Genomic DNA, 26,573 nt, shown 5'->3' with positions numbered 1-26,573 from the left:
ACGATCTGCGGCCATGAGCGGATCCGAGCCGGCACGCAAGGCCAGCGCCCGCCGGGAGCTGGTCGAGAACGAGCTGTACGAGCACGCCACCCGGCTCTTCGCCGAGCGCGGCTTCGCCGGGACGAGCCTGCAGGACATCGCCGACGCGCTCGGCATCACCCGGCCCGCGCTCTACTACTACGTCAGGAGCAAGGACGAGCTGCTCGCCAAGCTCGTCACCGAGGTCACCAACGGCCCGCTCGACGAGCTGGAGGCGCTCGCCGGTGACGACGCGCTCGACGCCGTCGACAAGCTCCGCGGGATCGTGCGGATCATCGTCGGCCGCCGGACCACCCAGCCCGAACGGTTCCGGCTGCTCATCCGCTCCGAGGCCGAGCTGCCCGAGGAGCTCACGGCGGCCTACGACGAGAGCCGCCGCACCATCCTGAAGGTGATCGCCGGCGTGATCGACGACGGCGTCCGCGGCGGCCGGTTCCGCCCCGTCGACGCCCGGGTCGCGGCGCTGGGCGTGCTCGGCATGTGCAACTGGGTGGCCTGGTGGTTCCACCCCGGTGGCCGGGACACCACCGAGGGCGTCACCGCCCAGCTCGCCGACATGGCCGTCGGGGCGCTCGTGCGCCCGGACGACCAGATGCCCGACGGCGAGGGCCCCGCCGCGGCGTTCAAGCTGCTCCGGCAGAACCTCGACCACCTGGAACGCGTCCTCGACCTGTGACTTCGTCGCTGGCGTCGAACTGTTGACTCAAGTGTCGAGCCGACTTACGGTCGGGTCGACGCACGACGCGAGGAGGCAGTCACCCATGACGGAGCTCGAGCACCGGGTCCAGGGCGTGGACCACGTCGCGTTCCCGACCTTCGACCCGGCGGCCACGGTCCGCTTCTACCGGGACGTCCTCGGATTCCCGGTGGTGCACTCGATCTGCGCGGCCGGCTGGGGTCCGGAGAACCACCCCGACTTCATCCACTTCTTCTTCGACATCGGCAACGACGACCGGATCGCGTTCTTCTACTACTTCGGCACCGACCCCGCCGTCGGCGGCGACGCGGGGGAGAAGGGCGACGTCTACGCCCGGTTCGGCGCCGGGGTGCCGGAGTACTTCGTCCGCTCCCGGCACCTGGCGATCCACGTCGAGTCCGAGGAGGACCTGCTGGAGTACCGGCGCCGGCTCGACGAGAGCGCCTGGCCGGTCGAGATGCAGATCCAGCACGAGACGATCGAGTCGATCTACACGCACGACCCGAACGGCTACATGTTCGAGATCACCCGCGCCATGCGCCCGGTGACCCCGCAGGAGGACCTCGACGCGAACCTGACGATCGACGCCCTGCTCGACGTCGTCGGCGAGCCGGAGCCCACCTTCGGCAAGCTGCTGGCGCGCAAGGCCGAGCTCATCGTCGAGCGCGCCGCGGGCTGGGAGACGGTGACCCGGTGACCACGCTCTACGTGCTCGACGTCCCCGAGAACACCACGGTCGCGAAGGTCGCCGCCGAGGCCCCGGACGTCGTCGTCGACAAGATCGGCCCGTACTTCGAGATCCGTGCCGACGGGCCGATCGTGATCGACCGGCGCGCGACCGGGTGCCGGCACGCGGTCTGGTACTCCTGCGTCGGTGCCGTCGCCCGGGACGGCCGGATCGTCCAGCACGACAAGGACGCGCTGCGCGTGGAGCCGGTGTGACGGGCGGCCTCGGCGCGGGCCGGTACCTGGCGTCGGGCGACCGGCCGCCGTCGACGGTCACGAGCGTGCACGAGCTGACCACCGCCGACGGCGCGACCGTCCGCGGTGTCCTGGCGACCGTGCCCGGCGCGCGCACCGTCGTGTGCCTGATGCACCCGCGCCAGGACGTCACGCACCACCCGCTGGTCCCGCTCCTGCTCCGCGCCGGGGCGGCCGTCTGGACCCAGCACCCGCGCTCGGTCAACAACGACCTGAACCTGGTGCACGAGCAGGCGCTGCTCGACGTCGCCGCCGGGCAGGTCTTCCTGCGGGAGAGCGGGTTCGACGCCGTCGTCACACTCGGTCACTCCGGTGGCGGGACGCTGTTCGCCTACTACCTGGAGCAGGCCGCGCTGGCTCCGGCGGACCGGATCGCGACGACGCCCGGCGGGCGCCCGACGACCCTCGCCGAGGCCGACATGCCGGTGGCCGACGGCGCGGTGTTCCTCGCCCCGCACCCCGGCCAGGGGAAGCTGCTGCTGGCCTGCATCGACCCGTCGGTCGCCGACGAGTCCGACCCGCTGTCGGTCGTCGGGGAACTGGACCCGTGGGACCCGGCGAACGGGTTCGCGGAGCCGCCGGAGAGCTCGTCGTACCCCGCGGAGTTCCTGGAGCGCTACCGTGCGGCCCAGCGCGAGCGGGTCGCCCGGATCGACGCCGTCGCCCGCGAGGCGCTGGCCCGCACCGCGGAGGCACGCGCGACGTCCCGGCGGACCGGGTCGGCGGCCGACCGCAGGCGCAGCCTCGCGCCGACGATCATGACGATCTTCCGGACCGACGCCGACCCCCGCACCGTCGACCTCTCCCTGGACCCGAGCGACCGGCCCTACGGCTCGCTGTTCGGCAGGCGCCCCGACCTCATCGACTACGGCCAGGTCGGGTTCGGCCGGATCAGCACTCCCGAGGCGTGGCTGTCGACCTGGTCCGGGCTCAGCTCGAACGCCGGCTTCGTGCGCTGCGCCCCCGGCGTGACCGTGCCGACGCTGTTCGTCGAGCTCACCGGCGACCAGGCCGCGTTCCCCGCGGACTCGGCGGACATGATCGCCGCGCTGGGCGCGGGGGACCTCACCACGGCCCGGGTCCGCGGCCTGCACTTCGGGGCCGCGATCGCCCCCGGCGAGCCGACCGGCAACGAGCTGGCCGCCACCGAGATCACCGAATGGCTGGGGAAACGCTTCCCCCTGCCCTGACCCGCCACCCGCGACTCACCCCGCCACCCCGCCACCCCGCCACCCCGCCACCCCGCCACCCCGGCGAACGCTCACCGGTTCCGTGAACGCGCACCCGATCGGGCGAGCACCCACGGAACCGATGAGCGCCGGCCGATTCGGTGAGCGCCGGCAGCGCCCGTGAGCCGCCACCCCGGCGGCCCGAGCGAAACGCTCGCCGAATCCGTGGGGGCGCACCCGATCGGGCGAGCACTCACCGAACCGGTGAGCGCCGACAGACTCGGTGAGCGCCGGTAGCGCCGGTGGGCCGGCGGATTCGGGAGTGCCAGCCGATTCGGTGAGCGTCGGCAGCGCCGGTGAGCTGCCACGCCGGCGGCATGGGCGAACGCTCGCCGAATGCGTGGGCGCGCACCCGATCGGGCGAGCGCCCACCGACTCGGTGAGCGCCCACGGCACCGGTGAGCGTCGGCGGATTCGGCGAGCGTCGGCAGCGCCTGTGTGTTGCCACCCCGCGGCCTGGGCGAAACGCTCACCGGCTCCGTGGACGCGCACCCGATCGGGCGAGCACCCACCGAATCGGTGAGCGCTGGCAGATCCGGTGAGCGCCGGCAGGGCGGTGGGACGACGGATTCGGTGAGGGTCGGCAGGGCCGGTGGGCGTCGGTGGGGGCGGTGCGGGTCAGGCCAGGTGGCGGGCCAGGCGCTGGGCGGCGGTGAGGACCCGCTCGCCCATGCCCTGCTCGTCCTGCACCTCGAACAGCGACAGGCCCACGCTGACCGTGCCGTTCGGCCGCCGGGCCGGGACGACCGCCGAGATCCCCGTGATCCCCGGCGCGATCTCGCCGTGCGACACCGCGAACCCGCGCCGGCGGGCCACGGTGACGGCCTCGCGCTCCCCGGCCTGCGGTGGCTCGGCCGCGAGGATCGCGAGTCCCGCCGAGCCGCGGCCGATCGGGTCGAGCTGCCCGGTCCGGAACGCCACGTGGATCCGGGCCGTGCGCGGCTCCACGATCATCAGCATCCGGACCTGGTCGGCGCTCTCCCGCACGACGAGGTGCGCGGTCGCGTCGGTCTGCTCGCTCAGCTCCTCCAGCACCGGGCGCGCGAGCGTGCGCAGGTCCTGCTCGACCGGTTCGGCGAGCCGGACCAGTCCCGCGCCGAGGGTGACGCGCTTGAACCGGTCGCGCCGGCAGAGGTGGTGTTCCTCCAGGGTCCGTACCAGCCGGTGGGCGACAGTGCGGTGCACGCCGATCCCGTCGGCGATCTCGGTGATCGACAGCCCGTCCGGCGCGCCGACCAGCAGTTCCAGCACCTCCAGGCCGTGATGGAGCGTCTTCGACGTGCCGGTCGCCCGCTCGGCGGGCGCACCGGTCCCTTGACGAGGACCCATCCCCGACCTACCCTTTCCTGAGTTCGCACACTGCGTGCGATAATCGCACACTCACCGGTGAGACGCAAGGAGACCGACGTGGCCGACATCCCCGACCCGGCCGACGTGCTCGCCGTCCACCAGCTCTACGGGCGGCAGAGCCACGCGATCGACTCCGGGCGGGCGGCCGACTGGGCCGCGACCTTCACCGCGGACGGCGAGTTCCACTCACCCAGCTACCCGGAGCCGTCCCGGGGGAGCGCGGAGCTGACCGCGTTCGCGATGCGCTTCCACTCCGGGTGCCGGGCGAGCGGTGAGGTGCTCCGGCACGTCGTGAGCACCGTCGAGGTGCTGGTCACCGGGCCGGACGCGCTGAGCACCCGCGCCTACCTGCAGATCGTCGGCACCCCGGAGGGCGAGCCGTCCCGGCTGCACCGGATCACGACCCTCGACGACGATCTGGTCCGCACCCCGGACGGCTGGCGCGTCCACCGGCGCACCGTCCGCCGCGATCCCTGATCCACTGCGGCCCCCCGACCACCACACTTCTCGAAGGAGAGACACGTGACCGACCTCGAACCGACCGGTCCCGGACGCGTCCTGCACCGGCCGGTCGCGACCGTCCACCCCGAGTTCCCCGGCAGGGTCGCGGTGATCACCGGTGCCGCCCGCGGGATGGGCGCCCGGTTCACCGCCGCACTGGCCGCGCGCGGCGTGCACGTCGTCGCGGGCGACCTCTCCGCGGAGGCGATGACCGCGACCGCGGAGGAGCTGGCGGCCGAGGCCGCCGGGCGCGCCGACGGCGTCACCCCCGGCCGGATCGTCGCGTCCGGTGTGGACGTCACCAGCGCCGACGACCAGCGCGCACTCGCCGGACGGGCGGTCGACGAGTTCGGCCGTCTCGACTTCTGGGTCAACAACGCCGGGATCTTCCCGTTCGCCGAGATCCCCGACATCACGCCCGAGCAGGTGCGCTCCACCCTGTCGGTCAACGTCGAGGGCGTCCTCTTCGGAGCGCAGGCGGCCGCCGAGCGGATGGGCCCGGGCGGGGCGATCGTGAACATGTCGTCGGTCTCGGCGCTGCGGGTGCGGCGCGGGCGCGGCTCCTACTGCACCTCGAAGGCCGCGGTCGCGCACCTGACCGAGTCGCTCGCCGTCGAGCTGGGGGACCGGGGCATCCGGGTCAACGCGATCGCGCCCGGCTTCGTCGACACCGACATGACCCGCTGGATCCAGGACGACCCGCCCGCGCTGGCGAAGGCGCTCGACGCCGTCCCGCTGCACCGGATCGGCTCGCCCGAGGAGGTCGCGGGCGTCCTGATGTTCCTGCTCTCGGACGGCGCCCGCTACGTCACCGGGCACTCGATCGCGGTCGACGGCGGCTCCCGGCATGTCTGACACCCAGGCCACCGAGACCGTGACCTATCCCGGCGTCGTGCTCGTCACCGGTGCCGCGGCCGGGATGGGCGCGCAGCACGCGCGTGCCCTCGCCGCCCGCGGTGTGCACGTCTGCGCGGCCGACGTCGCCGACACCACGGACCTGGTCGACTCGATCACCGCCGACGGCGGCTCGGCCTCCGGGCACACCCTCGACGTCGCCGATCCCGACGCCTGGGCCCGTGTCGCCGGCGAGGTCCGCGAGCGGTGCGGAGAGCTCGGCGGCCTGGTCAACAACGCCGGCATCTCCCGGCGCCGCGGGTTCCTCGACACCGACCGGGAGCTCTGGGACCGGGTGCTGTCGATCAACCTGTCCGGCGCGTTCCACGGCATGCAGGCGCTCGCCCCGCTGATCCGCGACTCCGGCGGCGGGTCGATCGTGAACATCGCGTCGATCTCGGGGCAGGTCGGGTACTTCTCGCCGTCGTACTCGTCGAGCAAGTGGGGCCTGACCGGGCTGTCGAAGTCCGCGGCCGGGGCGCTGGCCGAGTGGGGCATCCGGGTCAACTCGCTGCACCCCGGGCTCGTCGACACCGGGCTGCTCGGCGGGGCGGACGCGTTCGTGCGGTCGTCGCTGGAGAGCGTCCCCGCCGGCCGGCTGGCCCGCCCCGAGGAGATCACCGACGCCGTCCTGTTCCTGCTGTCGGACCGCTCCACCTACCTGACCGGAAGCGAGGTGACCGTCGACGGCGGGCTGGTCTCCAACGGGCTGTACCACCGCATCGTCGCCGGGGCCGGGGGTGACCTGGGATGACCGACGAGAGGGTCGACGTCGTCGTGGTCGGCGGGGGCGGGGCCGGGCTGGCCGCCGCCGTCACCGCGGCCGAGCAGGGCGCGTCGGTGCTGCTGTTCGAGTCCGAGCACGAGCTCGGCGGGTCCACCGCGCTGTCCGCGGGGATGCTGACCGCGGCCGGGACCACGGTGCAGGCCGGCCTCGGGATCGACGACGGGCCGGAGCGCTTCTTCCAGCACTACATGGACCTCAACCAGTGGCTGCTCAACCCGGGCCTGGTCCGCACGTTCTGCGAGCAAGCGGGCCCGGCCGTCGAGTGGCTGATCGGGCTCGGGGTCGAGATCCCGGCCGCGGTGTCGCACGACGCGCACACCCCCGGTCTGACCCGGGCCGGCGTGGAGGACGTCTGGCGCGGCCACGTCCCGAAGGACCAGGGCTACGGGATCGTCCAGGTCCTGGACCGGGCCCGGAAGCGGCTCGGCGTCGAGGTCGTCCTGCACACCCGCGTCGAACGGCTGCTGGTGTCCGGGGGTCGGGTCACCGGTGTGGTCGCCGACGGCATCGAGGTCGGTGCCGGCGCCGTCGTCGTGACGACCGGCGGCCTGGCCCACGACCCGGAGCTGCGGGAACGCCACCTCCCGGCGGCCGCCCGTGCGGGCGACGACCTGTTCGTCGTCGCCGCCGACGGCAGCCGCGGCGACCACCTCCGCTTCGGCGAGCAGGTCGGCGCGGCCGTCGCCGGCGAGGGCTGGGGGCTGTTGCTCCCGACCGTCTACTTCCAGCGCCTGCACCACTGGCAGTCCGGGTTCCCGCCGGTCTCGCGGATCGTCGTCGACGGTCACGGCCGCCGCTTCATGGACGAGGACGCCTCCTACGCGGTGTCCCCGGGTCTGATCGAGTCCCGGCCGGGACCGGCCTGGCTGGTGTTCGACGAGGCCGCGCGCCGCGACCTCCCACCCGGCTACGCCCACTGGTCCGCGGGCCACGTCACCGCCGAGGCCGACGCCGGGCGGACCCTGCGCGCCGGGACGCTCGGCGAGCTCGCCCGGGAGATGGGCGTCCCCTCGGACACCCTGGAGGCCACCGTCGGGCGGTGGAACGCGCACCTGCCCGTGACCGGCACCGATCCGGACTTCCTGCGCCACCGCAGCCTCGAGGCCAAGGGCCGGACCGGGCGGCCCGCGCCGGTCGCGGAGCCGCCGTTCCACGCGGCCCGGTTCCTGCCGGCGGAGCTGGTCTGCACCCACACCGGCCTGGAGATCGACCCGACCGCCGCCGTGCTGGACGCACGCGGTGAGCGGGTGCCGGGGCTGTTCGCCGCGGGCGAGGCCGGTGCCGGGGTGCTCGGCCCGCGCTACGTCGGTGGCGGGAACGCCGTCGCCCACGCACTCACCATGGGCCGGGTCGCCGGCCGCCACGCCGCCGCCTGACCGGCGCGTCGCTCACTCACCGTCGAGGAGAACCATGTCCGCCACCACTCCGCCCGGTACGGGCCGGTCCGACGTCGGCAGCCGCACGATCCGCAAGGTCGCGCTGCGGGTCATGCCGATCGCCGGTCTGCTGTACGTCTTCAACTACATGGACCGGGCCGCGATCGGCTACGCCCAGCTCGGGATGGCGACCGAGCTCGGCATCACCGCGGCGACCTTCGGCATCGCGTCGGCGATCTTCTTCCTCGCCTACGTGGTGTTCGAGATCCCCAGCAACATGATCATGAAGCGGGTCGGGGCCCGGCTGTGGCTGGCCCGGATCGCGGTCACCTGGGGCATCGTGACGGTGCTGACCGGGTTCGTGGCGAGCGTCGGTCAGCTGCTGCTCGCCCGGATCCTGCTCGGCGTCGCCGAGGCGGGGCTCTTCCCGGGCCTGCTGCTCTACATGACGTACTGGTTCCGCGGCCGCGAGCGCGGCCGGGCGATCGCGGCACTGGCCCTGGCGCAGCCGATCGCGCTGGTCGCCGGCAGCCTCAGCGGCGGCCTGATCCTCGACCATGTCCACTGGTTCGGGATGAGCAGCTGGCAGTGGGTGTTCGTCCTGCAGGGCGCACCGGCCGTCGTCCTCGGGATCGTGACCCTGTTCGTGCTCCCGAACAAGCCGTCCGACGCGCGCTTCCTCACCGGCGAGGAGAAGACCTGGCTGCAGTCGGAGATCGACGCCGAGTACGTGCCGGAGACCCGGACCGGGCTGCGCGCGGAGCTCTCCGTCGTCCGGGACCGGAAGGTGCTGCACCTGGCGGTGGCGAACCTGTTCATCGCCTGCGGCCTCTACGGGCTCACGTTCTTCCTGCCGCTGATCGTCAAGCAGCTCGACCCGGCCTACTCGTCGACGAACATCGGGCTGCTCGGCGCGATCCCGTACGTCGTCGGGGCGGTCGGCATGCTGCTGCTGGCGCGCAGCTCCGACCGCACCGGGGAGCGGAAGTACCACGTGATCGTCCTCGTCCTGGTGGCCGCGGTCGGCTTCCTCGGTGCGATCCAGTTCAAGGACGTGCCCGCGCTGTCGCTGGTCAGCCTGTCGCTGGCGGCGGTCGGCGTGCTCGGCTACCTCGCGCCGTACTGGGCGATGGCGGCGCGCGTGCTGTCGAAGGAGCAGACCGCCGTCGGCCTGGCGGCGATCAACTCGGTCGCCGCGCTCGGCGGCTTCTTCGGCCCGTACGCGATCGGGCTGGCGGCGACCGACACCGACGTCACCGTCGGCCTGTACTTCCCGATCGGCTGCCTGGTCCTCGCCGCGATCATGCTCGCCTTCCTGAAGGTCCCGCGCGAGGACCGGCCCGGCGTCGAGCCCGGCGTCGGCGGCGACGCCGCGCACCGTTCCTGACCCCTGCCCCCGGACCCGAGGAGCCCTCATGCCGTACTACCGCAGCGTCGGTGACGTCCCGCCGAAGCGGCACACCCAGCACCGCCGGCCCGACGGTGCCCTCTACTCGGAGGAGTTGATGGGGGAGGAGGGGTTCTCCTCGGACTCGTCGCTGCTCTACCACCGCGGGGTGCCCTCGGCGATCGTGGACGCGTCGCCGTGGGAGCTGCCCGACCAGTCGTTGAGCGAGAACCGGCCCCTGGTCCCGCGGCACCTGCGGTTGCACTCCCTGGGCGCGCAGGACTGGAAGGCGGTGGACGCGGTGACGGGGCGGCGCCTCGTGCTGGGCAACGCCGACGTGCGGATCTCCTACGTCGTGGCGGGCGAGGCCTCGCCGCTGTACCGCAATGCGGTGGGCGACGAGTGCGTCTACGTCGAGTCGGGTGCGGCGAGGGTGGAGACGGTGTTCGGCACGCTGCGGGCCGGCGCGGGGGACTACGTGGTACTCCCGCGGGCGACGACGCACCGGTGGGTCCCGGAGGGATCCGAGCCGGTGCGGCTGTACGCGATCGAGGCGAGTTCGCACATCGCGCCGCCGAAGCGGTATCTGTCGCGGTTCGGGCAGCTGCTCGAGCACGCCCCGTACTGCGAGCGGGATCTGCACGGTCCGGTGGAGCCGTTGCTGGTCGAGGGCACCGATGTGGAGGTGCTGGTCAAGCACCGCGGGGGCGGGTCCGGGATCACGGGGACCCGCTACGTGGTGCCGGATCACCCGTTCGACGTGGTCGGGTGGGACGGGTGTCTGTATCCGTACACGTTCAACATCGCCGACTTCGAGCCGGTGACGGGGCGGGTGCATCAGCCGCCGCCGGTGCACCAGGTGTTCGAGGGCGGCAACTTCGTGGTGTGCAACTTCGTGCCGCGCAAGGTCGACTATCACCCGCTGGCGGTGCCGGTGCCGTACTACCACTCCAATGTGGATTCCGATGAGGTGATGTTCTACTGCGGCGGGGACTACGAGGCGCGGAAGGGCTCGGGGATCGGGCTGGGGTCGATCTCGTTGCATCCGGGTGGGCACAGCCACGGTCCGCAGCCGGGTGCGGTGGAGCGGGCGTTGGGGGCGGAGTTCTTCGACGAGCTGGCGGTCATGGTCGACACGTTCCGTCCGCTGGCGCTGGGTGAGGGTGGGATCGCGGCGGAGGACCCGGGTTACGCCTGGACCTGGGCCGGCCGCGGCCCCGCCCGATGAGCGCCCCCGCGGCGGGCACCGTCCCGCCGCTGGTCGCCGGGCTCTGCGACGACGCCGCGGTGTTCCCGCCCGGCAACGCCACGCTGCCCGGCGCCGTCGCCGCGTACCTCGACCGGCGCGGTACCTGGTACGCCGCGCTCGGCGGGCCGCTCGTCGTCCACGACGGGCTGCTCGACGCGCTCGCCGCACTGCTCCCGCCCGGTGCCGCGCTGCCGCTGTCGGTGACCCTCCCCGGCGGCCCGCAGGGACTGCCACGCGTCCTCGACCGCGCGGCCGCCCTGCCGGTGCGGCTGGTGTCGGTCGAGATCGCCGCGCCCGCCGGGACGGCCCCGGACGGGGCCGCCGTCGCGCCGCCGCCCACCGGCGGCCCCGACGTCTACGTCGAGATCCCACGCGACGACCGCCGCGACGCGTTCCTCACCGGCCTCCCCGCCGGGGTCCTCGCCAAGTTCCGCACCGGCGGTGTCCGCGCCGACCTCCACCCCGGCGAGGACGAGCTCGCCGCGGGGCTCGCCGGCGCCGTCGCCGCCGGACGGCCGTTCAAGGCCACCGCCGGCCTGCACCACGCCGTGCGGCACACCGACCCGGCCACCGGTTTCGAGCAGCACGGGTTCCTGAACGTGCTGCTGGCGACCGACGCGCTGCTCCGCGGAGGGACCGCGGCCGACGCCGCCGCGCTGCTGGCCGAGCGGGACGGTGCCGTCGTCGCCGGCCGGGTCCACGACCTCGACGCCGCCCGGGTGGACCGCGCCCGCGCCGCGTTCCGGTCGTTCGGCACCTGCAGCATCACCGACCCGCTCACCGACCTGATCCACCTGGGCGTCTGCACCGCCCCACCGACGGAAGGAGCGCTCCCGTGAGCGCCGTCGACATCCCGGCCGGCTCGCCGTTCGGGCCCGGGAACCTGCCCTACGGCGTCTTCTCCACCGGAGACGACGACCGGCCCCGGCCCGGGGTGCGGCTCGGCGACACCGTCCTCGACCTGGGTGTCCTGCTGGGCACCGCGGGCGACGACGCGGTGTTCGCCGCACCGGCCCTGAACCCGTTCATGGCGCAGGGCCCGGCGCGCTGGGCCCAGGTCCGCGAACGGCTCACCGCGCTCGTCGCGGGCGACGTGCCCGACGCCGCCCGCCACCCCGTCGGCTCCGTGCGGATGCACCTGCCGTTCGAGGTCGCGGACTACGTCGACTTCTACGCCTCCGAGCACCACGCGTCGAACCTCGGGCGGCTGTTCCGGCCGGACGGCGAGCCGCTCCTGCCGAACTGGAAGCACCTTCCGGTCGGCTACCACGGCCGGGCCGGGACGGTCGTCGCCTCCGGCACCGAGATCGTGCGGCCGTGCGGGCAGCGGAAGGCGCCCGGCGACACCGTCCCGGACCACGGGCCCAGCCGCCGGCTCGACATCGAGGCCGAGCTCGGCTTCGTCGTCGGTGCCGGGTCCCGCCTGGGCTCCCGGATCGCCGTCGACGACGTCGCGGACCACCTGTTCGGCGCCGTCCTGGTCAACGACTGGTCGGCCCGCGACATCCAGGCCTGGGAGTACGTCCCGCTGGGCCCGCACCTGGGCAAGAGCTTCGCGACGTCGGTCGGGGCCTGGGTGGTGCCGCTCGCGGCGCTGGAGCACGCCCGCATCCCGCTGCCCGGGCAGGACCCGGAGCCACTGCCGTACCTGCGCGGCACGGAGACCTGGGGACTCGACGTCGACATGGCCGTCACCTGGAACGGCGTCGAGGTCACCCGGCCGCCCTACCGCGAGATGTACTGGTCCCCGGCGCAGATGCTGGCGCACCTGACGACGAACGGCGCGTCGAGCCGCACCGGCGACCTTCTGGCGTCCGGCACGGTGTCCGGGCCCGCGAAGGACCAGCGGGGCGCCTTCATCGAGCTGACCTGGGGCGGCGCCGAACCGGTCACGGTGAACGGCGAGCAGCGGACCTTCCTGCTCGACGACGACGAGGTCACGATCACCGCCACCGCCCCCGGACCGGACGGCACCCGGATCGGCTTCGGGGAGGTCACCGGCCGCATCCGGCCGGCGCTCCCCTGAGCCGGTCCGGTGCCGGTCAGCGGCCCTCGCCGTAGGCGGCGGCGATCTCCTCCGGGCCGGCCCACCGGCTGTACGTCGGACCCTGCGGCCAGCCCTCCGGGGAGTCCTGCCACACCTCCTGACGGCCGTAGGGCAGCAGGTCGACGAGCCCGAACAGGTAGCTCAGCTGCTCGGTGCCGCGGCCGTCGGTGTGCCAGGTCCGGTACACGGTGTCCCCGTCACGCAGGAACACGTTGACCGCGAACCCGGCGTCCGGCGGGGCACCGACGTCACTGCCGAACGTGCTGTTCGCCGTCGAGTACCAGGTCATCGTGTTGCCGACCCGGTGCTTGTAGGCCAGTGCCTCGTCGATCGGGCCCTGGGTGACGATCACGAACCGGGCGTCGAACTTCTCCAGCCCGGCGAGCCGGGTGAACTGCGAGGTGAACCCGGTGCAGCCGCCGCACTGCCACTGCGCACCGGCGTGCCACATGTGGCTGTAGACGATCAGCTGCGGGTGCTCGCCGAAGAGGTCGGCGAGGTGGACGGGCCCGTCCTCGCCGTCGAGCACGTAGTCGGGCATCTCGACCATGGGCAGCCGCCGCCGCTGCGCGGCGACGGCGTCGAGCTCGCGGGTGGCGGCCTTCTCCCGGACCCGCAGCGCGGCCAGCTCGGACTGCCAGGTCGCGGCGTCGACGACGGGCGGGAGGGCGGTGGCGGTGGTGGACATGGTGCCTCCGGACGGTCGTGTTCCTGTCTGGAGGTGGTGACTCCCTCGCCGCGCCGTACTCATCGGTGGCCGCGGCGCGGCCCGTCAGGTGCCGGAGCCCCAGCGCTCCCGCACCGACGAGAAGACCTTCTGGTCGTGGGAGAACTCGACGACGTTGCCGTCGGGATCGGTGAGGGCGCAGATGTAGCCGACCGGGCCGGGCATCTGGCGCGGCTCCCAGTGCAGGCAGCCGGCGTCCCGGGCGCGGTCGGCGGCCGCGTCGACGTCGGCCCGGTGCGGCACCTCGATGCCGATGTGCGCGAACGGGCGGAGCAGCCCCAGCTCCTCGCCGCGGTCCTGGTCGAACGAGACCAGGACGAGCACCATCGGCGTCTCCACCTGCTTCGCGTTGGACAGCCAGACGCTCTCGCCGGCGTCGTCGGAGAAGCGTTCGACGACGGTCAGCGGGGTCATCGTGGTGTAGAAGTCGATCGCCGCGTCGAGGTTCCCGGTCGGCAACGCGAGGTGCGTCCACCGGGCCTCGGTCAGCTGCTGGTCGTGCGGGACGTCGTCGCCCATCGCGCGTCTTCCCCCTCCTGCGGTGCGGGACCGGTCGTGGACACGGCCCCCAGCATGCACGGTCGCGGGATCAGGCCTCGCCGGCGCCGTCGAGGAGACGCTGGCGGGCGAGCCGCTCGACCAGCTCGGGCAGCGCGGCGTGCGGGGCGGAGTCGAGGTCGCGCCGGGAGCCGCGGACGACGGCGTCGACGAGCCGTTCGGGGACGCGGCCGGCGAACTCGGCGGAGAGCCGGGCGACGGCGCCGGGGACGGAGGTGTCGGGGGGTGGGTCCAGGGTCACGTGCACGGTCGGTGTCGTTTCGTCGTGGGCGGGCCCGGGCGCGGTGGTCCGCGGCTCCGGGCGGTGGGTCGGTGGGTGCCGGGAGGCCCCGCGGGCACCGGACGTGCCGGTGGCCGGGTCGGCCGTGCCGGGCACGGGTGCCCGGTCGGAAGTTCCCGGACGCGGGGTCCTCGGTCGCGGACCGCCGCGTGTTTCACTCGGTGGACACCCGCACGATCACCGGGTCCGGTGCCCGGGATCTCCCGGGCCGCGGCCGGCGACCGTCGCCACCGTAGGACGGGGCGGGGCGTGGCGTCGAACGCATATTCTACACCCGCGACGGCCGCGGTCCGGCCGGGCCCACGACCGGCCGTGCGGTGCCGCGGGTCAGGACCCGTCGAGGAACTCCGCGACGACGGCGTCGAAGGCCGGCGGGTTCTCCAGGAACGGGAAGTGCGAGCTCGCGACGTCGCGTCCGAACACGTGCAGGCGCGCGTCCGGGACCCGGTCGGCGATGTAGCGCTGCGAACCCGGGTCGACGTGGCTGCCGTCGCAACCGATCACCAGCGTCGGCACGTCGATCCGGGGCAGCACGTCGCGCCAGTCCTGCGCGCAGTGGTCCCACAGCAGCGGCACCCCGGCGTGCGGCGGCGTCGACGCGATCTCCTGCTCGACGAACGCCCAGACCTCCGGGTCGGTGTCACCGCTGAACATGCCGCGCACGAAGTCGGTCGCGGCCTTGCGGCCCTCCGGCCCGTCCAGCGACGCGCAGAGGGAGACGAGCGCGGCGACGTCGAAGATCGCGCCGCTGTCGCGCTGGTCGCCTGCCGACATCCACGGCACCGCCGCGACGGCCGCCGGCTGGTCGACCACGACGAGCCTGCGGATCCGGCCCGTCCCGTACTGGTCGACGACGCTCCACCACACCGAGGCACCCATCGACCAGCCGAGGACGTCCGCCTGCCCGAGCCCGAGGTGGTCGAGGAACTCCTGGGCGTCGCGGGCCAGCCGGGCGATGCGGTACCCGTGGTGCGGCTTCTCGGAGACGCCGTGCCCGCGCTGGTCCAGCGTCAGCACCCGGCGGCCGCCCGCCAGCCCGGTCAGCTGGTGGCGGAACATCGCCTGGGTCTGTCCCCAGCCGTGCAGCATGACCAGCGGCGGTGCCGCCGTACCGGACGCGGGACCGCTGTCGCGGTAGGTGAGCTCGACACCGTCGGAGGTGGTGAAGGTCGGCATGGCTGCTCCCGCGTCGTCGACAGGTGACCGACACTCTGCTCCGGGCCACGGCCCGCCACCAGGAACGGGACGTGGAACGTCGGCGGCGGCTCTCCACGCTCTGTAGGACGCCTCCGGCCCGCTCAGCCCGTGAGGTCGGCGACGAGCAGCCCGAGGTGCAGCAGCAGCCGGTCCCGGCCGTCGTCGAGGTCCAGCCCGGTGACGGCCCGGATCTGGTCCAGCCGGTAGTACAGCGAGGTCCGGTGCAGGTGCAGTGCCTGCGCGGTCCGCGGGATCGAGCCGCCGTGGTCGAGGTAGGCGCGCAGGGTCTCGACCAGCCGTGCGGCACGGGGGTCGGCGCGCAGTGCCACCAGCGGCGCGGGCACCAGGTCCGCGTCCAGCTCGGCGGGCGGGAGCTGCAGCAGCGGCGCGTACGGCCCGAGACCGTCCCACCGCGCGACCGGACCCAGCCCGGGCACCAGCCGGGCACCGCGGGCGGCGGCCGCGGCCCGGCCCGCCGACCGCCACAGCAGCTCCGGACCGGGCACGACGGGCCCGATCCCCGCGACCGCGACCCCGGTACGGCCGAGCAGGTGCTCGACCGACCGGACGATCCGCTCGGCGTCGGCGGCGAGGACGTCCACGTCGGGCCGGGAGGCGACGAGGACCGCGCGGCCGTCGTCCACGGCGGCGAGGGTCCGGTCCGGACGACGGCCCGGTGACCCGGCCGTCGCGCGCAACGCCACCTCGACCTCCGGCGCCGGGAGCGCGGCACCGACCTCGACGACGGCGGCCGCGCCCGGCCCGGTCGTCCCGCTCTCGCGCACCGCGGCCGCCCGGTCGAGCGGATCGGGGCCGACCAGGCGGAGCAGCAGCCGTTCACGCTCGCGGTCGCCGGCACCGGTGCGGTCACGGTGCAGCAGCGCCGCGGCCGTCCGCGCGACCTCGTCGATCCGGGCCCGCTCCGCCGCGGCCAGGGTGCGGCCGGCGTCGATCACCATGAGCAGGCCGAGCAGCACGCCGTCCTCGCGCAGCGGCACGCACCAGCGGTCGTGCATGCCGAGCTCCTCGCCGCCCCGCACGAACCCGGGCCCGCCCCAGCGCGCGACGCCCTGCCCGAGCACGTGCGCGCCGACCTCGGGACCGGCGTCGCGCTGCAGGACGGCGCGCACCCGGACCGCGTCCTCGTCACCGAAGTGCCTGCTGGTGCACAGCATCCGCACCATCGGGTCGTTCACCACGACCGACCGGCCGAGCTCGTCGGCGAGGTCGTCGACGAGCGTCTGCAGGTCCGCACCGGGCGTCACCGCGGCCTCCTCCCGGGCCCGTCCGACAGTGCGTGGAATCCCCGGCCCGGACACACGACATCACGCGGTGCCGCCGACCGGGTCACCGGACGCACCATGGCACCGGATCGGCGGCGGACGGCGCGGGGAGGCGGGGGACGTGATCGGTGTGGACGGCCGGGTGGTGCTGGTGTTCGGCGCCGGATCGGACGGCGACGGGACGAACAACGGCGGCGCCGCCGCCCTGACCTACGCCCGGGCGGGTGCCGCGGTCGCCGCGGTCGACCTCGACGGCGACGCGGCCGACCGCACCGCCCGTGCGATCTCCGACGAGGGCGGCCGGGCGGTCGCCCTCACCGCGGACGTGACCGACGAGGCGTCGGTCGAGCGGGCCGTCGCGGCGGCGGCCGCGGCGCTGGGCACCCCCGACGTGCTGCACAACAACGTCGGTGTCGCGGTCACCGGCGGCGTCACCGCGCTGAGCCGGGAGACCTGGGACCGGGCGCTCGCGCTGAACGTCACCGGCGCGTTCCTGACCTGCAAGCACACCCTGCCGGGGATGCTGGCCGCCGGGCGCGGCGCGATCGTCAACGTGTCGTCCCTGGCCGCCGTGCGCCACCTCGGCTACGACTACCCGGCCTACATGGCGGGCAAGGCCGCGCTGAACCAGCTGACCGTCGCGCTGGCGCTCACCCACGCCCGGGACGGCATCCGGGCCAACGCGGTCCTGCCCGGCTACATCGACACCCCGCTCGTCGGGCGCCAGCTGCACACCGCCGACCCGGAGCGCGCCCGCGCCGAGCGGGACGCGCTCAGCCCGACCGGCCGGATGGGGTCGCCGTGGGACGTCGCGAACGCGGCGCTCTTCCTCGCCTCCGACGCCGCCGCCTACGTCAACGGGGTCTGCCTGCCCGTCGACGGCGGCCTGTCCGCACGGTCCTGAGCCGGCACCGGCTCACTGCACCCCGGAGTCCGGCGGGTCGAGACGGACCTCCCGGTCCGGCTCCACCGCACCGACACCGGTGACCGCGGACAGGCCGTCCCGGTGCTCGTCGTCGCAGGTCCCGACGACGACGCCGACCCCGCGCAGCACCTTCTCCACCTGCAGCCCGGCAGCCGAGCAGGCGGCGGCGACGTCGTCGATCGCGTGCCCGTCGGCGACCGACACCAGCACCCGGCCGGCCACGGCTCAGGCCCCCGGCGCCCGGACGAGCCCGGCGCCGACGTCGCCGGAGGGCAGCGGCAGCCGCTGCGCGGCCTGGGTCAGCTGCGTCCACAGCTCGCGGCCGCGGGCACCGGTGCGCTGCGACCAGAGCGCGGCGATCCCGGACACGTGCGGGGTCGCCATCGACGTGCCGGAGATCGTGTTCGTCCGCCGGGGCATCGGCCACGCCGAGTAGACGTCGACGCCCGGTCCCGCGATGTCGACCTGGCCGCCCTCCACCGACGACGACGCCGCGGAGAAGTCCGCGATCGCCAGCGCGGCGTCGACCGCGCCGACGGCCATGATCGACGGGCTGTTCGCCGGGACGCCGACGAACCCGGCGTTGCCGGCGGAGCGCTCGGCGTTGTTCCCGGCCGCGGCGACGATCAGCACGCCCGCGTCGAGGGCGCGACGGCCCGCGTTCTCGTAGGCGGCCGAGACCTCGTCGAGGTCCGCGCCGAGCGACATCGACACGACGTGCGCCCCGGAGGTGATCGCCCACTCGATGCCCTCGAGGATGCCGGCGTCGGTGCCCGAGCCGTCGTCGCCGAGCACCTTGCCGACCAGGATCCGGGCCTCGTGGGCGACGCCGTAGCGCCGGCCCTCGGCGGGGCCCGCCGGTCCGCACGAGGTGCCGACGCAGTGCGTGCCGTGGCCCTGGGCGTCCTGCACCTGCTGCCCGTCGACGAACGAGCGGGACTCGATCTGCCGTCCGGCGACGTCGGGATGGCCGAGATCGAGTCCGGTGTCGAGGACAGCGACGGTGATCCCGGCGCCGGTCTCGGGGGACACGTCGACCCCGGTGGCCTGCAGCCCCCAGGTCAGCCGGTCGGTGTCGGCGAACCGCGCGGGTGCCGGTGCCGCGTCCGCGACGGCGGCCGCGGCCCGGTCGGCGAGGTGGGCGGCCGCGTCGGCGAAGCCCCGCAGGTAGTCCGCGGACAGGCCCGGCCCGGTCAGCGCCCGCTGCACCCGCTCGGGCTCGACGCCCAGGACCCGCCGGTCGGCACGGGCCGACCGGAGCCGGTCCGGGTCGAGCTCGGCGACCGCGACCCCCAGCCGGGAGAACAGCGTCGGGCGGACGCCGGACCGCGCGTCGCGGCTGCTGGTGACGTCGGCCAGGCCGGTCAGCTCCTGCACCGCGGCCCGGGCGGCGGTGTCGTCGTCCAGCAGGTCGTCGCTCAGCACCATCAGGTACCGCCCCGTGTGCGTGTCCGCCATGTCGCCTCCGATGATCGCCGCCGGTGATCACACATCGTGCCGCACCCGTGGCCGTGCGGCACCGCGGCGCGACCGGCTCCACCCGGGTCCTCCGCCCCGGGCCCCGGGGGACGGACGCCTCCGGTGCCCGCCCGGCTCCGCGGACCAGTGTGGAGCCGTGACCGGCGAGGGACGCCGGTGGACGGGGGTGTGGTGATGTCCGACCAGCAGGGTCGTCCGGTGGTCGTCGGGATCGACGGGTCGGCGTCCGCCCGGGCCGCGGTCCGGTGGGCGGCGGCGGAGGCGGTGGCCCGGCGCGTCCGGCTCCGGCTGGTCGCCGTGTACACCCCGCTGCCGCCGGGGCACCGCCACGACATGGGGCTCGGACCCGCCTACCGCGCGCAGGTCGTCGGCACGCTGCAGGAGGCGCTGACCGGCGCGGCCGCGCTCGTGTCCGGGATCGACGTCGACCTGGAGTCCGAGATCCGCGCCGGGTACCCGGCGGACGTGCTCACCGAGGAGTCGCGCGGCGCGTCCCTGACCGTCGTCGGGAGCCGCGGCCTCGGGGGGTTCAGCGGCCTGCTCGTGGGCTCGGTCGCGGTGGCGGTGGCCGCGCACGGCGGTTCCCCGGTGCTGGTGGTGCGCGGCGAGCGGGCCCCGGACGCCGGGTTGCCGGTGGTGCTCGGCGTCGACGGTTCCCCGGCGGGGGAGGCCGCGGTCGGGCCCGCGTTCGAGCAGGCGTCCCGGCGGTCGGTGCCGCTGCGCGCTGTGCACGCCTGGTCCGACGTCGTCCTCGATCCGGCCGTCGCGGTGCTGATCGACGCGGCCGCGCTGGAGGCCGAGGAGCGGGAGGTCCTCGCCGAGCGTCTCGCGGGCTGGTCGGAGAAGTATCCCGACGTCGACGTGCAGCGGATCGTGGTCCGCGACCGCCCGGCACACGCGCTGATCGCGGAGTCGGCCGGGGCCGGGCTGGTCGTGGTCGGGTCGCGGGGCCGCGGTGGTCTCGCCGGCCTGCTCCTCGGGTCGGTCGGGCAGGCGCTGCTGCGGCACGCGGACTGCCCGGTGCTGGTCGCACGCCCCTGAGCGGCCCGGCCCCCCGCTCACCGCAGTCCGAGGAGCCGCCGCAGTCGCGGCGCGGGCTGCCCGGACGGGGCGCCCTGCTCCGGCGCGCCCGCCTGCTCGGGGACCACCGGCGGCGCGGGCTCGGGCTCCGCGGCGCCGTCCCGCGGGACCGGGATGGTCGGCCCCGTGGCGGAGACCCCGTCGAGGAGGTCCAGGCAGTGCGTGTCGCCGCAGGCGTCGCCCGCGACGACGCTCCCGTGCGCCGCGGCCAGCGCGGTGAGCGGGGCGTCGAGCGGGGTGCGGACGAGCACGGCGGCCCGGGTCAGGTCCCACAGCAGCGCGGTCCCGCCGGTGCCCGCGGTGACGGCACGGTGCCCGCCGGCGGCGGTCGCGGCGCAGAGCTGGACGGGGTCGGCGCGCACCGTGGTCACCCGGTCCGTGCCGACCGTCCAGACGTGCGCCCGGCCGTCGGCGTCCGCGGCGACGGCGTGGCAGCCCTCGTCGTCGATCGCGACCGCCGCGAGCATCGAGCCGGGCAGCGGCACGACGACCGGATCACCCGCGGCAGGCCGCCACGCGGCGAGCGCGGTGTCCGCGCCGAGCAGCACGGTGCTCCCGCCGGGCGTGAGCGCGGCCCGCCGGACCGGCGCCCCGGTCGTCGCGCTGCGGTAGATCCGGCCGGTCCGCGCGTCGGCGACGGCGACCCGGTCGCCGTCGCCGACCACCACGAGCGTCCCGCGCCCGGCCAGCACCCGGCCCGGGACCTCGACCGACCCGGCCGCGAGCCCGGTGGCGGCGTACCGCTCGGTGACGGTGCCCCCGGACGCGGTGAAGATCCGCATCCCGGCGGTGTCGGACCACACCGGGCCGGGCCCGCCGTCGCAGCGCCAGCACTCGTCGCCGGTCCGCAGGTCGAGGGCGACCAGCTCACCGGTGCCGCGGGCCGCGGAGACGATCAGCCCGCCCGCGACGACGATCGCGCCGACGGCCTCCGGGAGGCCGGGGCGGTCCCCGGCCGGTGCCGTGGCGGCCGGGTCCCACAGCAGGATCCGGCCGTGGTCGTCGCCGGTCGCGACGAGCGTGCCGTCGGCGTTCGCGGCCGCGGCCCGCACCGCGGTGCCGTGCCCCGTCAGCGTGACCCGGCCCGGCTCGTCGCCGGTCCACCACAGCTCGACGGTGCCGTCCGCCCGGGTCGCCAGCGCCCGTCCCGGACCCGCGGGGCCGGCGGCGGTGGCCGGGGCGCCGGACCGGTCGAGGACCACCGCGTCGTGCGGTACGCCGGCGGTCATCACGAAACCGTGCACCGCACCGTCGGCGGTGACGGCGAGCAGCTCCTCCGGCCCGGTCACCGCCACCCCGGTGACGCCCGCGTCGGCCTGGAGCGTCGCGAGCTGCGCACCGGTGGTGGTGTCCCAGGCGCGGAGGGTGCCGTCGTCGCCGCCGGTCACGGCGCGCCCGGACGCCGTCGCGACGAGCGCCCGCACCGGGCCGTCGTGCCCGGACAGCACCACCGCGGTGCCGCGGACGACGTCCCAGACCAGGGCGGTGCCGTCCAGCGCGGCGCCCAGCAGCCGGGTCGCACCGGAGGGGGCGTCGGCGAAGGCGAGCACGGTGACCGGGGTGGTGTGCCCGGTGAGGGCCGCCACCTCGGCGCCGCCCGCGGCCCGCACCCGGACGACGTCGTCGGACCCCGCGACCGCGACCAGCCCGCCGTCGGCGGTGGTCGCGACGGCGAGCACGGGCGCCGGACCGGCGGCCCGCTCCGGCCCGCACGGCCCCGTCACCGGGTGGGCGACGGGCGTCCCGGTCGCCGGGTCCCAGGCCACCGCGCCGCCGGAGGCGTCGACCGAGAGCAGCGCCCCGCCGGGGTCGACGGCCAGCCCGGTGAGGGCGTCGCCGTGCCCGTCGAGGATGCGCAGCAGCGCCGCGGACGGCGGCCGCGTCCGCCAGCGGGTGGCGAGCGCGGACAGCCCGCGGGACTCGATCCGGGCCCGCGCGGCCCCGGCCAGCGCGTCCTCGCCCGTGACGGCCGCCCGGGCCAGCAGCTGCTGGGGCAGCCCGGCGGCCTGCCCGGCGAGATCGGGGTCGCGCAGGTGGTGCGCCTCCAGGTCCAGCACGCGGCGCACCGCCGCCGCGCTGACGCCGGCCGGCGGGGTCAGGTCACCGGCCCCGTCGTGCAGGGCGCCGCCTGCGACGCGCTGCTCCAGTCCGTCCCAGAACATCTCGACGGGCATGCGGTGGTTCCTCCCCGGGGTCGGCGGCCGTCTGCATGTCGGGCCCCGCGCTCCATCGTTAACGCGCGAGGGGGTGTCACGGGCCGACCGGCGGTGACCGGTTCCGGCCGCTCGGTGACCGGCGGTGCCCCGGACGGGCGAACGCCGGATTCCCCGCGGTGACCGGCCGTCGGGGCGGTGAACGGCGCGCACCGGATGCGGGGGCCCCCGGATCCCGACCAGTACGCTGACCGCCCGACGATCCGGGGGAGGCGTGGACGTGGCGGCGGAGACGGCACCGGCGGCGCGGCGCGGCCGGCGGCCGATGAGCGACCGCCGTCGTGCCCTGCAGCGGCTCGAGATCTCCCGGGCGGCGATCCGGCTGTTCCGCGAGCACGGCGTCGCCGGGACCAGCGGGGAGCAGATCGCCGACGCCGTCGGCCTGTCGGCCCGCACGTTCTGGCGCTGGTTCCGGACCAAGGAGAGCTGCGTCGAGCCGGTGCTGAGCCTCTCGACCGACGCCTTCACCGCCTGCCTGGCCCGCTGGCCCGCCGGCCGGTCGCTGGAGGAGCACCTCCTCACCGACTTCCCGGAGCACGACGACGGCGGCCCGGACGACGGTGAGCTCGTGCTGGCCGTCGTCCGGATGTCCCGCGACGAGCTCGCGCTGCGCGCGATCTGGCTCGTCGTGCAGGAGCGGGCCGAGCCGGTGCTGGCCGGGATCCTCGCCGAGCGGCTCGGCCGCGACGTCGGTGACATCGAGGTCCGGGTGCAGGCCGCCGCGCTGAACGCGGCGCTGCGGATTGCGACCGAGGACATCGCGGCCGTCACGGCGGACGGCCACGAGCCCCCGGTCGACGACCTGACCGCCCGGCTCTCGACGGCGGTCCGGGCCGCCACCCACGGCGTCGCGGCGAGCCCACCGGCCTGACCGGCCGGCGGATCGGGTCAGCTCCCGAGCCGCACCAGGTTCCCCGCGCCGGTGCACGCCACGACGATCCCGTCCCCGTCGGCGGTGACCCCCGCGAACGGTGCCGGGCGGCGGGCGGCGCCGCTGCGGCAGTCGTCGGGCACGTGCGGCGGGCGGACGTCGAACGCGAGTCCCGACGCCGCGACGCCGGTGGCCCGCCGGACCGGGTCGATCCGCAGCAGCCGCCCGGTCCCGGCCTCGGCGCACCACAGCGCCCCGCCGGACGCGGCGAGCCCCTCCGGACGGTGCAGGCCGGCGCCGAGCACGGTGGATCCGCCGTCGTCGTCGAGCCGGAGGACCCGGCCGCCACCGGTCGTGGTCACGTACCCGCACCCGTCCTCACCGGTGGCGACGCCGACCGGCCGGTCGAGCCCGTCGGCGCGGACGGTGACGGTGCCGTCGTCGGCGACGTGCAGCACCCGCCCGGCGGCGGTCTCGGCGACGAGCACCCCGTCCCCGGCCTCGGCGACGCCGGTGGGGGAGCCGAGCCCGCCGGCCAGGGGCTTCCACGCGCCGGGTGCGCCCCGCCACACGCCGCCGGCGTCGGTGGTGAGCACGGTGTCCCCGCCGCGCCGGGCGATCCCGCGGACGCCGCCGCGGACCTCGGTCACGACGTCGCCGAGCGCGCCGGCCCGGCCGTCCGCGACGAGTGCGAGTCCGAAGTGGTCCGCGGCCAGGATCCCGTCCGGGGCGGCGGCGATCCCGAACGGGCCGTTCAGCCCCTCCGGCACGATCACGCGCACCGTCCCGGCGGGGTCGACGGCGTGGACGCCGCCGTGGAACGCCCCGGACACGTAGGCCGTGCCGTCCGGGGCGAACGCGACGTTGTCGGCCCCGCCGACCCCGGTGTGCAGCTCGCGGAGAGGCCCGTCGCCGTCGTGGGTCCACAGCGTCCCGCGCTCGCCGTTGGACAGGATCCGCAGCCGCCCGGCCGGGTCGAACCGGACGGCGACCGGGCGGTCCAGCCCGGCGAGGACCCGTTCCGGGGTGCCGCCGTCCGGGTCGACCCGCCACACCTCGCCGGAGAGCAGGTGCGGGTAGTAGAGGAGCCCGTCCGGGCCCACCTGCATCGCGTTGCCCAGCGCGAGGTCGTCCGCCAGCACCCGGGGCGGGCCGCCGGCGAGGTCGATCTCCAGGAGCCTGCCCTCCGGCACCAGCTCGTTGACGAACAGCCGGCCGCGGTGCCAGGCGATCCCGTCCGGCGCGACGATCCCGTCGGCCACCACGGTCGTCGCACCGTCCGGGTCGCGCCGCCACACCAGCCCGGCCGGGAGGTCGACGACGAACAGCTCGCCGCCGTCGCCGAACACCAGGTCGTCCGGGGCGGTCAGCGGGCCGTCCGGCCCGAGCACCGTCTCGATCTCCCCGGTGCCGAGGTCGAGCGCACCGACCGTGCCGCCGAGGAACTGGGCGATCCACAACCGGCCGTCCGGGCCGAACGCGATCCCGTTGGAGGCCCAGAGCGGGTTCGGCGGGCACAGTGGCTCGGCCCGCAGGCCGGGTGCCGTCCACAGCGGACCGGAGAGTGGCCCCGCGACGGGGCGGGCGCTCACCGCGGCCCCTCGAACACGTCGTCCATCCCGCCGTCGCGCCAGGCGTGCAGGATCTCGTGGAACTCCACCGGTCCACCGCCGAACTGCTCGTTCCGCTTCCGCGGGCGCCCCTCGAAGTTGTAGTAGCCGGGCGTGCACTCGGCGAGGAAGCCCTGCTGGTCGACCGCGCGGTCGCGGATCGTCGCCACCCAGGCGTCCTCGGCCCCGGCGGTGGGCTCGACGGCGGTCGCACCACGCCGGCCCGCCTCGGCGACGACGGCCGCGATGTGCGTCGCCTGCTCCTCCAGCACGTGCGTGAAGTTGACCGACGCCGAGTTCTGCAGGGCACCGACGTGGAACAGGTTCGGGAACCCGCGGCTGACCCAGCCGTGCAGGGTGGACAGGCCGTCGGCCCACTTCTCGCCCAGCGCGAGCCCGTCCCGGCCGCGGACGTCCGCACCCGCGCGGGTGGCCGGGTCGGCGCCCAGCTCGAACCCGGTGGCGAACACGATCGCGTCCACCGGGTACTCGGTGCCGTCGACGACGAGCCCGGCCGGGGTGATCTTCTCGACGCCCTGGCCGCCGGTGTCGAGCAGCGTCACGTCGTCGCGGTTGAATGCCTGCAGGTAGCGGTCGCTGAACGTGGGCCGCTTGCACATCTGCCGGTACCAGGGCTTCAGCGCGTCCGCGGTGGCCGGGTCGTCGACGACCGTGTCCACCCGGGCGCGGATCTCGTCCATCTTCTCGGCGTCGGCGATCTCGAGGGCGTCGGCGAGGGACTCGGTGCCGTGGGTGCGGGCGTAGCGGGCGACGCCGCGGATCGGCGCGGTGTCGGTCCACCGGTCGGCGACGCCGTCGTCCCCGGCGCCGCCGTGCCGTGGCGGCAGCATGTTCATCAGGTGCAGGAAGTCCTCGCGGCGGCGCCGCTGCCAGCCGGGTTCGAGCGACGACCACCACTGCGCGTCGTAGGGGGCGTCGTCTCGGACGTCCACACAGGACGGCGTCCGCTGCACGACGTAGAGGTGCGCGGCGCCCTCGGCGAGGTGCGGCACGCACTGGATCGCGGTGGCGCCGGTGCCGATCACGGCGATCCGCTTCCCGCCGATCCGGTCCAGGCCGCCGGTCGCGTCGCCGCCGGTGTAGGCGAAGTCCCACCGGCTGGTGTGGAACGTGTGCCCGGCGAAGTCCTCGATGCCCGGGATCCCGGGCAGCTTCGGCCGGTTGAACGGCCCCGACGAGATCACCACGAAGCGCGCGGTGACGGCGTCTCCGCGGTCCGTCCTGACGTCCCAGTGTCCGGCGTCGTCCCAGGTCAGCGACGTGACCTCGGTGCCGAACAGGGCGTCGGTGTAGAGGTCGAAGCGTTCGCCGATCGCCCGGGCGTGGCCGCGGATCTCCTCGCCCGGCGGGTACTTCCGGCTGGGCATCCCGCCGATCTCCTCCAGCAGCGGCAGGTAGATCGACGACTCGATGTCGCAGGCGATGCCGGGATAGCGGTTCCAGTACCAGGTGCCGCCCAGGTCGCCCGCGACGTCGACGATCCGGATCCGCTCCAGACCGGCCTCGCGCAGCCGGGCGGCGGCGACCAGCCCGCCGAACCCGCCACCGACGACGAGCGCGTCGACGTGGTCGTGCACCGGTTCCCGGTCCCCGGGCGGGGACCACGGGTCGTCGGCGTAGAAGCCGAAGTCGCCGGTGGCGGTGCGGTACTGGGCGGTGCCGTCGGTGCGGATCCGGCGGTCGCGTTCGGTGCGGTAGCGCTCGCGGAGCCGGTCCATGTCGGCGGCGGTCGGGTCGCCCGCGTCGGGGCGGGGGGTGGCATCGGTCGTCACCGCGGGGTTCCTCCGGGGAG

General features: G+C 75.3%; 26 protein-coding genes. 15 read left to right on the top strand and 11 right to left on the bottom strand.

Translation table 11 applies throughout. From position 1 onward, the window contains the following. The first annotated feature begins 13 nt into the window (after nt 1–13). From PP1_RS07675 to PP1_RS07660, 4 genes are all read left to right on the top strand, one after another. Nucleotides 14–715 (top strand): TetR/AcrR family transcriptional regulator, encoded by a 702-nt coding sequence (locus tag PP1_RS07675; RefSeq protein WP_010240959.1) that lies wholly within the window; start codon nt 14–16, stop codon nt 713–715. Nucleotides 716–800: 85 nt separating this feature from the next. Continuing rightward, the gene (locus tag PP1_RS07670) at nt 801–1,433 is read left to right on the top strand and encodes a VOC family protein (protein WP_010240960.1); all 633 of its coding nucleotides are present in this window, start codon (nt 801–803) and stop codon (nt 1,431–1,433) included. Next, nucleotides 1,430–1,678 carry a hypothetical protein gene (locus PP1_RS07665; RefSeq protein ID WP_010240961.1) on the top strand — a complete coding sequence of 83 codons (249 nt, stop codon included), beginning with the start codon at nt 1,430–1,432 and terminating at the stop codon, nt 1,676–1,678. The genes PP1_RS07670 and PP1_RS07665 overlap by 4 nt, the downstream gene beginning before the upstream one ends. After that, nucleotides 1,675–2,907 carry a hypothetical protein gene (locus PP1_RS07660; RefSeq protein WP_010240962.1) on the top strand — a complete coding sequence of 411 codons (1,233 nt, stop codon included), beginning with the start codon at nt 1,675–1,677 and terminating at the stop codon, nt 2,905–2,907. Before PP1_RS07665 ends, PP1_RS07660 begins: the two co-directional genes overlap by 4 nt. A gap of 657 nt (nt 2,908–3,564) precedes the next feature. On the opposite strand, the gene PP1_RS07655 is transcribed toward PP1_RS07660, so the two are convergent. After that, nucleotides 3,565–4,275, bottom strand: coding sequence for an IclR family transcriptional regulator (locus PP1_RS07655; protein ID WP_010240964.1), 711 nt, complete (start codon nt 4,273–4,275; stop codon nt 3,565–3,567). A gap of 78 nt (nt 4,276–4,353) precedes the next feature. On the opposite strand from PP1_RS07655, the gene PP1_RS07650 reads away from it, so the two are divergent. The 8 genes from PP1_RS07650 to fahA are packed head-to-tail and all read left to right on the top strand — an operon-like array spanning nt 4,354 to nt 12,516. After that, nucleotides 4,354–4,773: a nuclear transport factor 2 family protein gene (locus PP1_RS07650; protein ID WP_050802525.1), complete on the top strand. Its 420-nt coding sequence runs from the start codon at nt 4,354–4,356 to the stop codon at nt 4,771–4,773. A gap of 45 nt (nt 4,774–4,818) precedes the next feature. Further along, complete coding sequence (locus PP1_RS07645) at nt 4,819–5,652, top strand: SDR family NAD(P)-dependent oxidoreductase (RefSeq protein ID WP_010240968.1); 834 nt, start codon at nt 4,819–4,821, stop codon at nt 5,650–5,652. Beyond that, complete coding sequence (locus PP1_RS07640; protein WP_010240971.1) at nt 5,645–6,445, top strand: SDR family NAD(P)-dependent oxidoreductase; 801 nt, start codon at nt 5,645–5,647, stop codon at nt 6,443–6,445. Before PP1_RS07645 ends, PP1_RS07640 begins: the two co-directional genes overlap by 8 nt. Then, nucleotides 6,442–7,854, top strand: coding sequence for an FAD-dependent oxidoreductase (locus PP1_RS07635; protein ID WP_010240973.1), 1,413 nt, complete (start codon nt 6,442–6,444; stop codon nt 7,852–7,854). The genes PP1_RS07640 and PP1_RS07635 overlap by 4 nt, the downstream gene beginning before the upstream one ends. Before the next feature lie 34 nt (nt 7,855–7,888). Continuing rightward, complete coding sequence (locus tag PP1_RS07630; RefSeq protein ID WP_010240974.1) at nt 7,889–9,241, top strand: MFS transporter; 1,353 nt, start codon at nt 7,889–7,891, stop codon at nt 9,239–9,241. Nucleotides 9,242–9,269: 28 nt separating this feature from the next. Then, on the top strand, nt 9,270–10,469 hold the full coding sequence (locus tag PP1_RS07625; RefSeq protein ID WP_075314076.1) for a homogentisate 1,2-dioxygenase: 1,200 nt from the start codon (nt 9,270–9,272) through the stop codon (nt 10,467–10,469). Continuing rightward, on the top strand, nt 10,466–11,329 hold the full coding sequence (locus tag PP1_RS07620; RefSeq protein WP_075314077.1) for a hypothetical protein: 864 nt from the start codon (nt 10,466–10,468) through the stop codon (nt 11,327–11,329). The genes PP1_RS07625 and PP1_RS07620 overlap by 4 nt, the downstream gene beginning before the upstream one ends. After that, nucleotides 11,326–12,516 (top strand): fumarylacetoacetase, encoded by a 1,191-nt coding sequence (gene fahA / locus PP1_RS07615; RefSeq protein WP_010232459.1) that lies wholly within the window; start codon nt 11,326–11,328, stop codon nt 12,514–12,516. Before PP1_RS07620 ends, fahA begins: the two co-directional genes overlap by 4 nt. A gap of 16 nt (nt 12,517–12,532) precedes the next feature. Here fahA and PP1_RS07610 read toward each other — a convergent pair whose 3' ends face one another. From PP1_RS07610 to PP1_RS07590, 5 genes are all read right to left on the bottom strand, one after another. Beyond that, a complete protein-coding gene (locus tag PP1_RS07610) occupies nt 12,533–13,225 on the bottom strand; it encodes a DUF899 family protein (protein ID WP_010232457.1) in 693 nt (230 codons plus the stop codon). Between the two features lie 84 nt (nt 13,226–13,309). After that, nucleotides 13,310–13,783 carry a VOC family protein gene (locus PP1_RS07605; protein WP_010232455.1) on the bottom strand — a complete coding sequence of 158 codons (474 nt, stop codon included), beginning with the start codon at nt 13,781–13,783 and terminating at the stop codon, nt 13,310–13,312. Between the two features lie 70 nt (nt 13,784–13,853). Next, a complete protein-coding gene (locus PP1_RS07600; protein ID WP_145982655.1) occupies nt 13,854–14,063 on the bottom strand; it encodes a three-helix bundle dimerization domain-containing protein in 210 nt (69 codons plus the stop codon). Nucleotides 14,064–14,429: 366 nt separating this feature from the next. Then, nucleotides 14,430–15,278 (bottom strand): alpha/beta fold hydrolase, encoded by an 849-nt coding sequence (locus PP1_RS07595; RefSeq protein WP_010232454.1) that lies wholly within the window; start codon nt 15,276–15,278, stop codon nt 14,430–14,432. Between the two features lie 122 nt (nt 15,279–15,400). Then, nucleotides 15,401–16,564: a helix-turn-helix domain-containing protein gene (locus tag PP1_RS07590; RefSeq protein ID WP_075314078.1), complete on the bottom strand. Its 1,164-nt coding sequence runs from the start codon at nt 16,562–16,564 to the stop codon at nt 15,401–15,403. Nucleotides 16,565–16,703: 139 nt separating this feature from the next. On the opposite strand from PP1_RS07590, the gene PP1_RS07585 reads away from it, so the two are divergent. Beyond that, nucleotides 16,704–17,486: an SDR family NAD(P)-dependent oxidoreductase gene (locus tag PP1_RS07585; RefSeq protein WP_033200189.1), complete on the top strand. Its 783-nt coding sequence runs from the start codon at nt 16,704–16,706 to the stop codon at nt 17,484–17,486. A 12-nt stretch (nt 17,487–17,498) separates the two neighbouring features. Here the strand turns inward: PP1_RS07585 and PP1_RS07580 are convergent, their stop codons facing one another. Both PP1_RS07580 and PP1_RS07575 read right to left on the bottom strand, forming a co-directional pair. Continuing rightward, on the bottom strand, nt 17,499–17,729 hold the full coding sequence (locus PP1_RS07580) for a hypothetical protein (RefSeq protein WP_010236475.1): 231 nt from the start codon (nt 17,727–17,729) through the stop codon (nt 17,499–17,501). Between the two features lie 3 nt (nt 17,730–17,732). Then, entirely contained in the window at nt 17,733–18,965 is a 1,233-nt protein-coding gene (locus PP1_RS07575; protein WP_060573006.1) for a S8 family serine peptidase, read from the bottom strand. A gap of 195 nt (nt 18,966–19,160) precedes the next feature. Here PP1_RS07575 and PP1_RS07570 point away from each other — a divergent pair, with 195 nt between their 5' ends. Continuing rightward, the gene (locus PP1_RS07570) at nt 19,161–20,027 is read left to right on the top strand and encodes a universal stress protein (RefSeq protein ID WP_029239778.1); all 867 of its coding nucleotides are present in this window, start codon (nt 19,161–19,163) and stop codon (nt 20,025–20,027) included. A 17-nt stretch (nt 20,028–20,044) separates the two neighbouring features. On the opposite strand, the gene PP1_RS07565 is transcribed toward PP1_RS07570, so the two are convergent. Further along, nucleotides 20,045–22,240 carry a WD40 repeat domain-containing protein gene (locus tag PP1_RS07565; RefSeq protein ID WP_075314079.1) on the bottom strand — a complete coding sequence of 732 codons (2,196 nt, stop codon included), beginning with the start codon at nt 22,238–22,240 and terminating at the stop codon, nt 20,045–20,047. Nucleotides 22,241–22,499: 259 nt separating this feature from the next. Between PP1_RS07565 and PP1_RS07560 the strand changes: the two genes are divergently transcribed. After that, a complete protein-coding gene (locus PP1_RS07560; RefSeq protein WP_227012652.1) occupies nt 22,500–23,150 on the top strand; it encodes a TetR/AcrR family transcriptional regulator in 651 nt (216 codons plus the stop codon). Nucleotides 23,151–23,167: 17 nt separating this feature from the next. On the opposite strand, the gene PP1_RS07555 is transcribed toward PP1_RS07560, so the two are convergent. Together PP1_RS07555 and PP1_RS07550 are read right to left on the bottom strand one after the other, a co-directional pair. After that, the gene (locus PP1_RS07555; RefSeq protein WP_010225315.1) at nt 23,168–24,742 is read right to left on the bottom strand and encodes a hypothetical protein; all 1,575 of its coding nucleotides are present in this window, start codon (nt 24,740–24,742) and stop codon (nt 23,168–23,170) included. Beyond that, nucleotides 24,739–26,553 (bottom strand): flavin-containing monooxygenase, encoded by a 1,815-nt coding sequence (locus tag PP1_RS07550; protein WP_010225313.1) that lies wholly within the window; start codon nt 26,551–26,553, stop codon nt 24,739–24,741. Before PP1_RS07550 ends, PP1_RS07555 begins: the two co-directional genes overlap by 4 nt. Nucleotides 26,554–26,573 lie beyond the last annotated feature (20 nt).

This window comes from Pseudonocardia sp. P1 (assembly GCF_000178675.2).
Taxonomy (GTDB): domain Bacteria; phylum Actinomycetota; class Actinomycetes; order Mycobacteriales; family Pseudonocardiaceae; genus Pseudonocardia.
Note: the sequence above shows the minus strand (reverse complement) of the source record. Positions and strands in the feature narration are given on the sequence as shown.

Bases quoted from the DNA above. Each gene is read 5' to 3' on its own strand.
- PP1_RS07675 (WP_010240959.1), top strand. From the start codon at position 14: ATGAGCGGATCCGAGCCGGCACGCAAGGCCAGCGCCCGCCGGGAGCTG.
- PP1_RS07670 (WP_010240960.1), top strand. From the start codon at position 801: ATGACGGAGCTCGAGCACCGGGTCCAGGGCGTGGACCACGTCGCGTTC.
- PP1_RS07655 (WP_010240964.1), bottom strand. From the start codon at position 4,275: ATGGGTCCTCGTCAAGGGACCGGTGCGCCCGCCGAGCGGGCGACCGGC.
- PP1_RS07640 (WP_010240971.1), top strand. From the start codon at position 5,645: ATGTCTGACACCCAGGCCACCGAGACCGTGACCTATCCCGGCGTCGTG.
- PP1_RS07635 (WP_010240973.1), top strand. From the start codon at position 6,442: ATGACCGACGAGAGGGTCGACGTCGTCGTGGTCGGCGGGGGCGGGGCC.
- PP1_RS07630 (WP_010240974.1), top strand. From the start codon at position 7,889: ATGTCCGCCACCACTCCGCCCGGTACGGGCCGGTCCGACGTCGGCAGC.
- PP1_RS07625 (WP_075314076.1), top strand. From the start codon at position 9,270: ATGCCGTACTACCGCAGCGTCGGTGACGTCCCGCCGAAGCGGCACACC.
- PP1_RS07620 (WP_075314077.1), top strand. From the start codon at position 10,466: ATGAGCGCCCCCGCGGCGGGCACCGTCCCGCCGCTGGTCGCCGGGCTC.
- PP1_RS07610 (WP_010232457.1), bottom strand. From the start codon at position 13,225: ATGTCCACCACCGCCACCGCCCTCCCGCCCGTCGTCGACGCCGCGACC.
- PP1_RS07605 (WP_010232455.1), bottom strand. From the start codon at position 13,783: ATGGGCGACGACGTCCCGCACGACCAGCAGCTGACCGAGGCCCGGTGG.
- PP1_RS07595 (WP_010232454.1), bottom strand. From the start codon at position 15,278: ATGCCGACCTTCACCACCTCCGACGGTGTCGAGCTCACCTACCGCGAC.
- PP1_RS07575 (WP_060573006.1), bottom strand. From the start codon at position 18,965: ATGGCGGACACGCACACGGGGCGGTACCTGATGGTGCTGAGCGACGAC.
- PP1_RS07570 (WP_029239778.1), top strand. From the start codon at position 19,161: ATGTCCGACCAGCAGGGTCGTCCGGTGGTCGTCGGGATCGACGGGTCG.
- PP1_RS07565 (WP_075314079.1), bottom strand. From the start codon at position 22,240: ATGCCCGTCGAGATGTTCTGGGACGGACTGGAGCAGCGCGTCGCAGGC.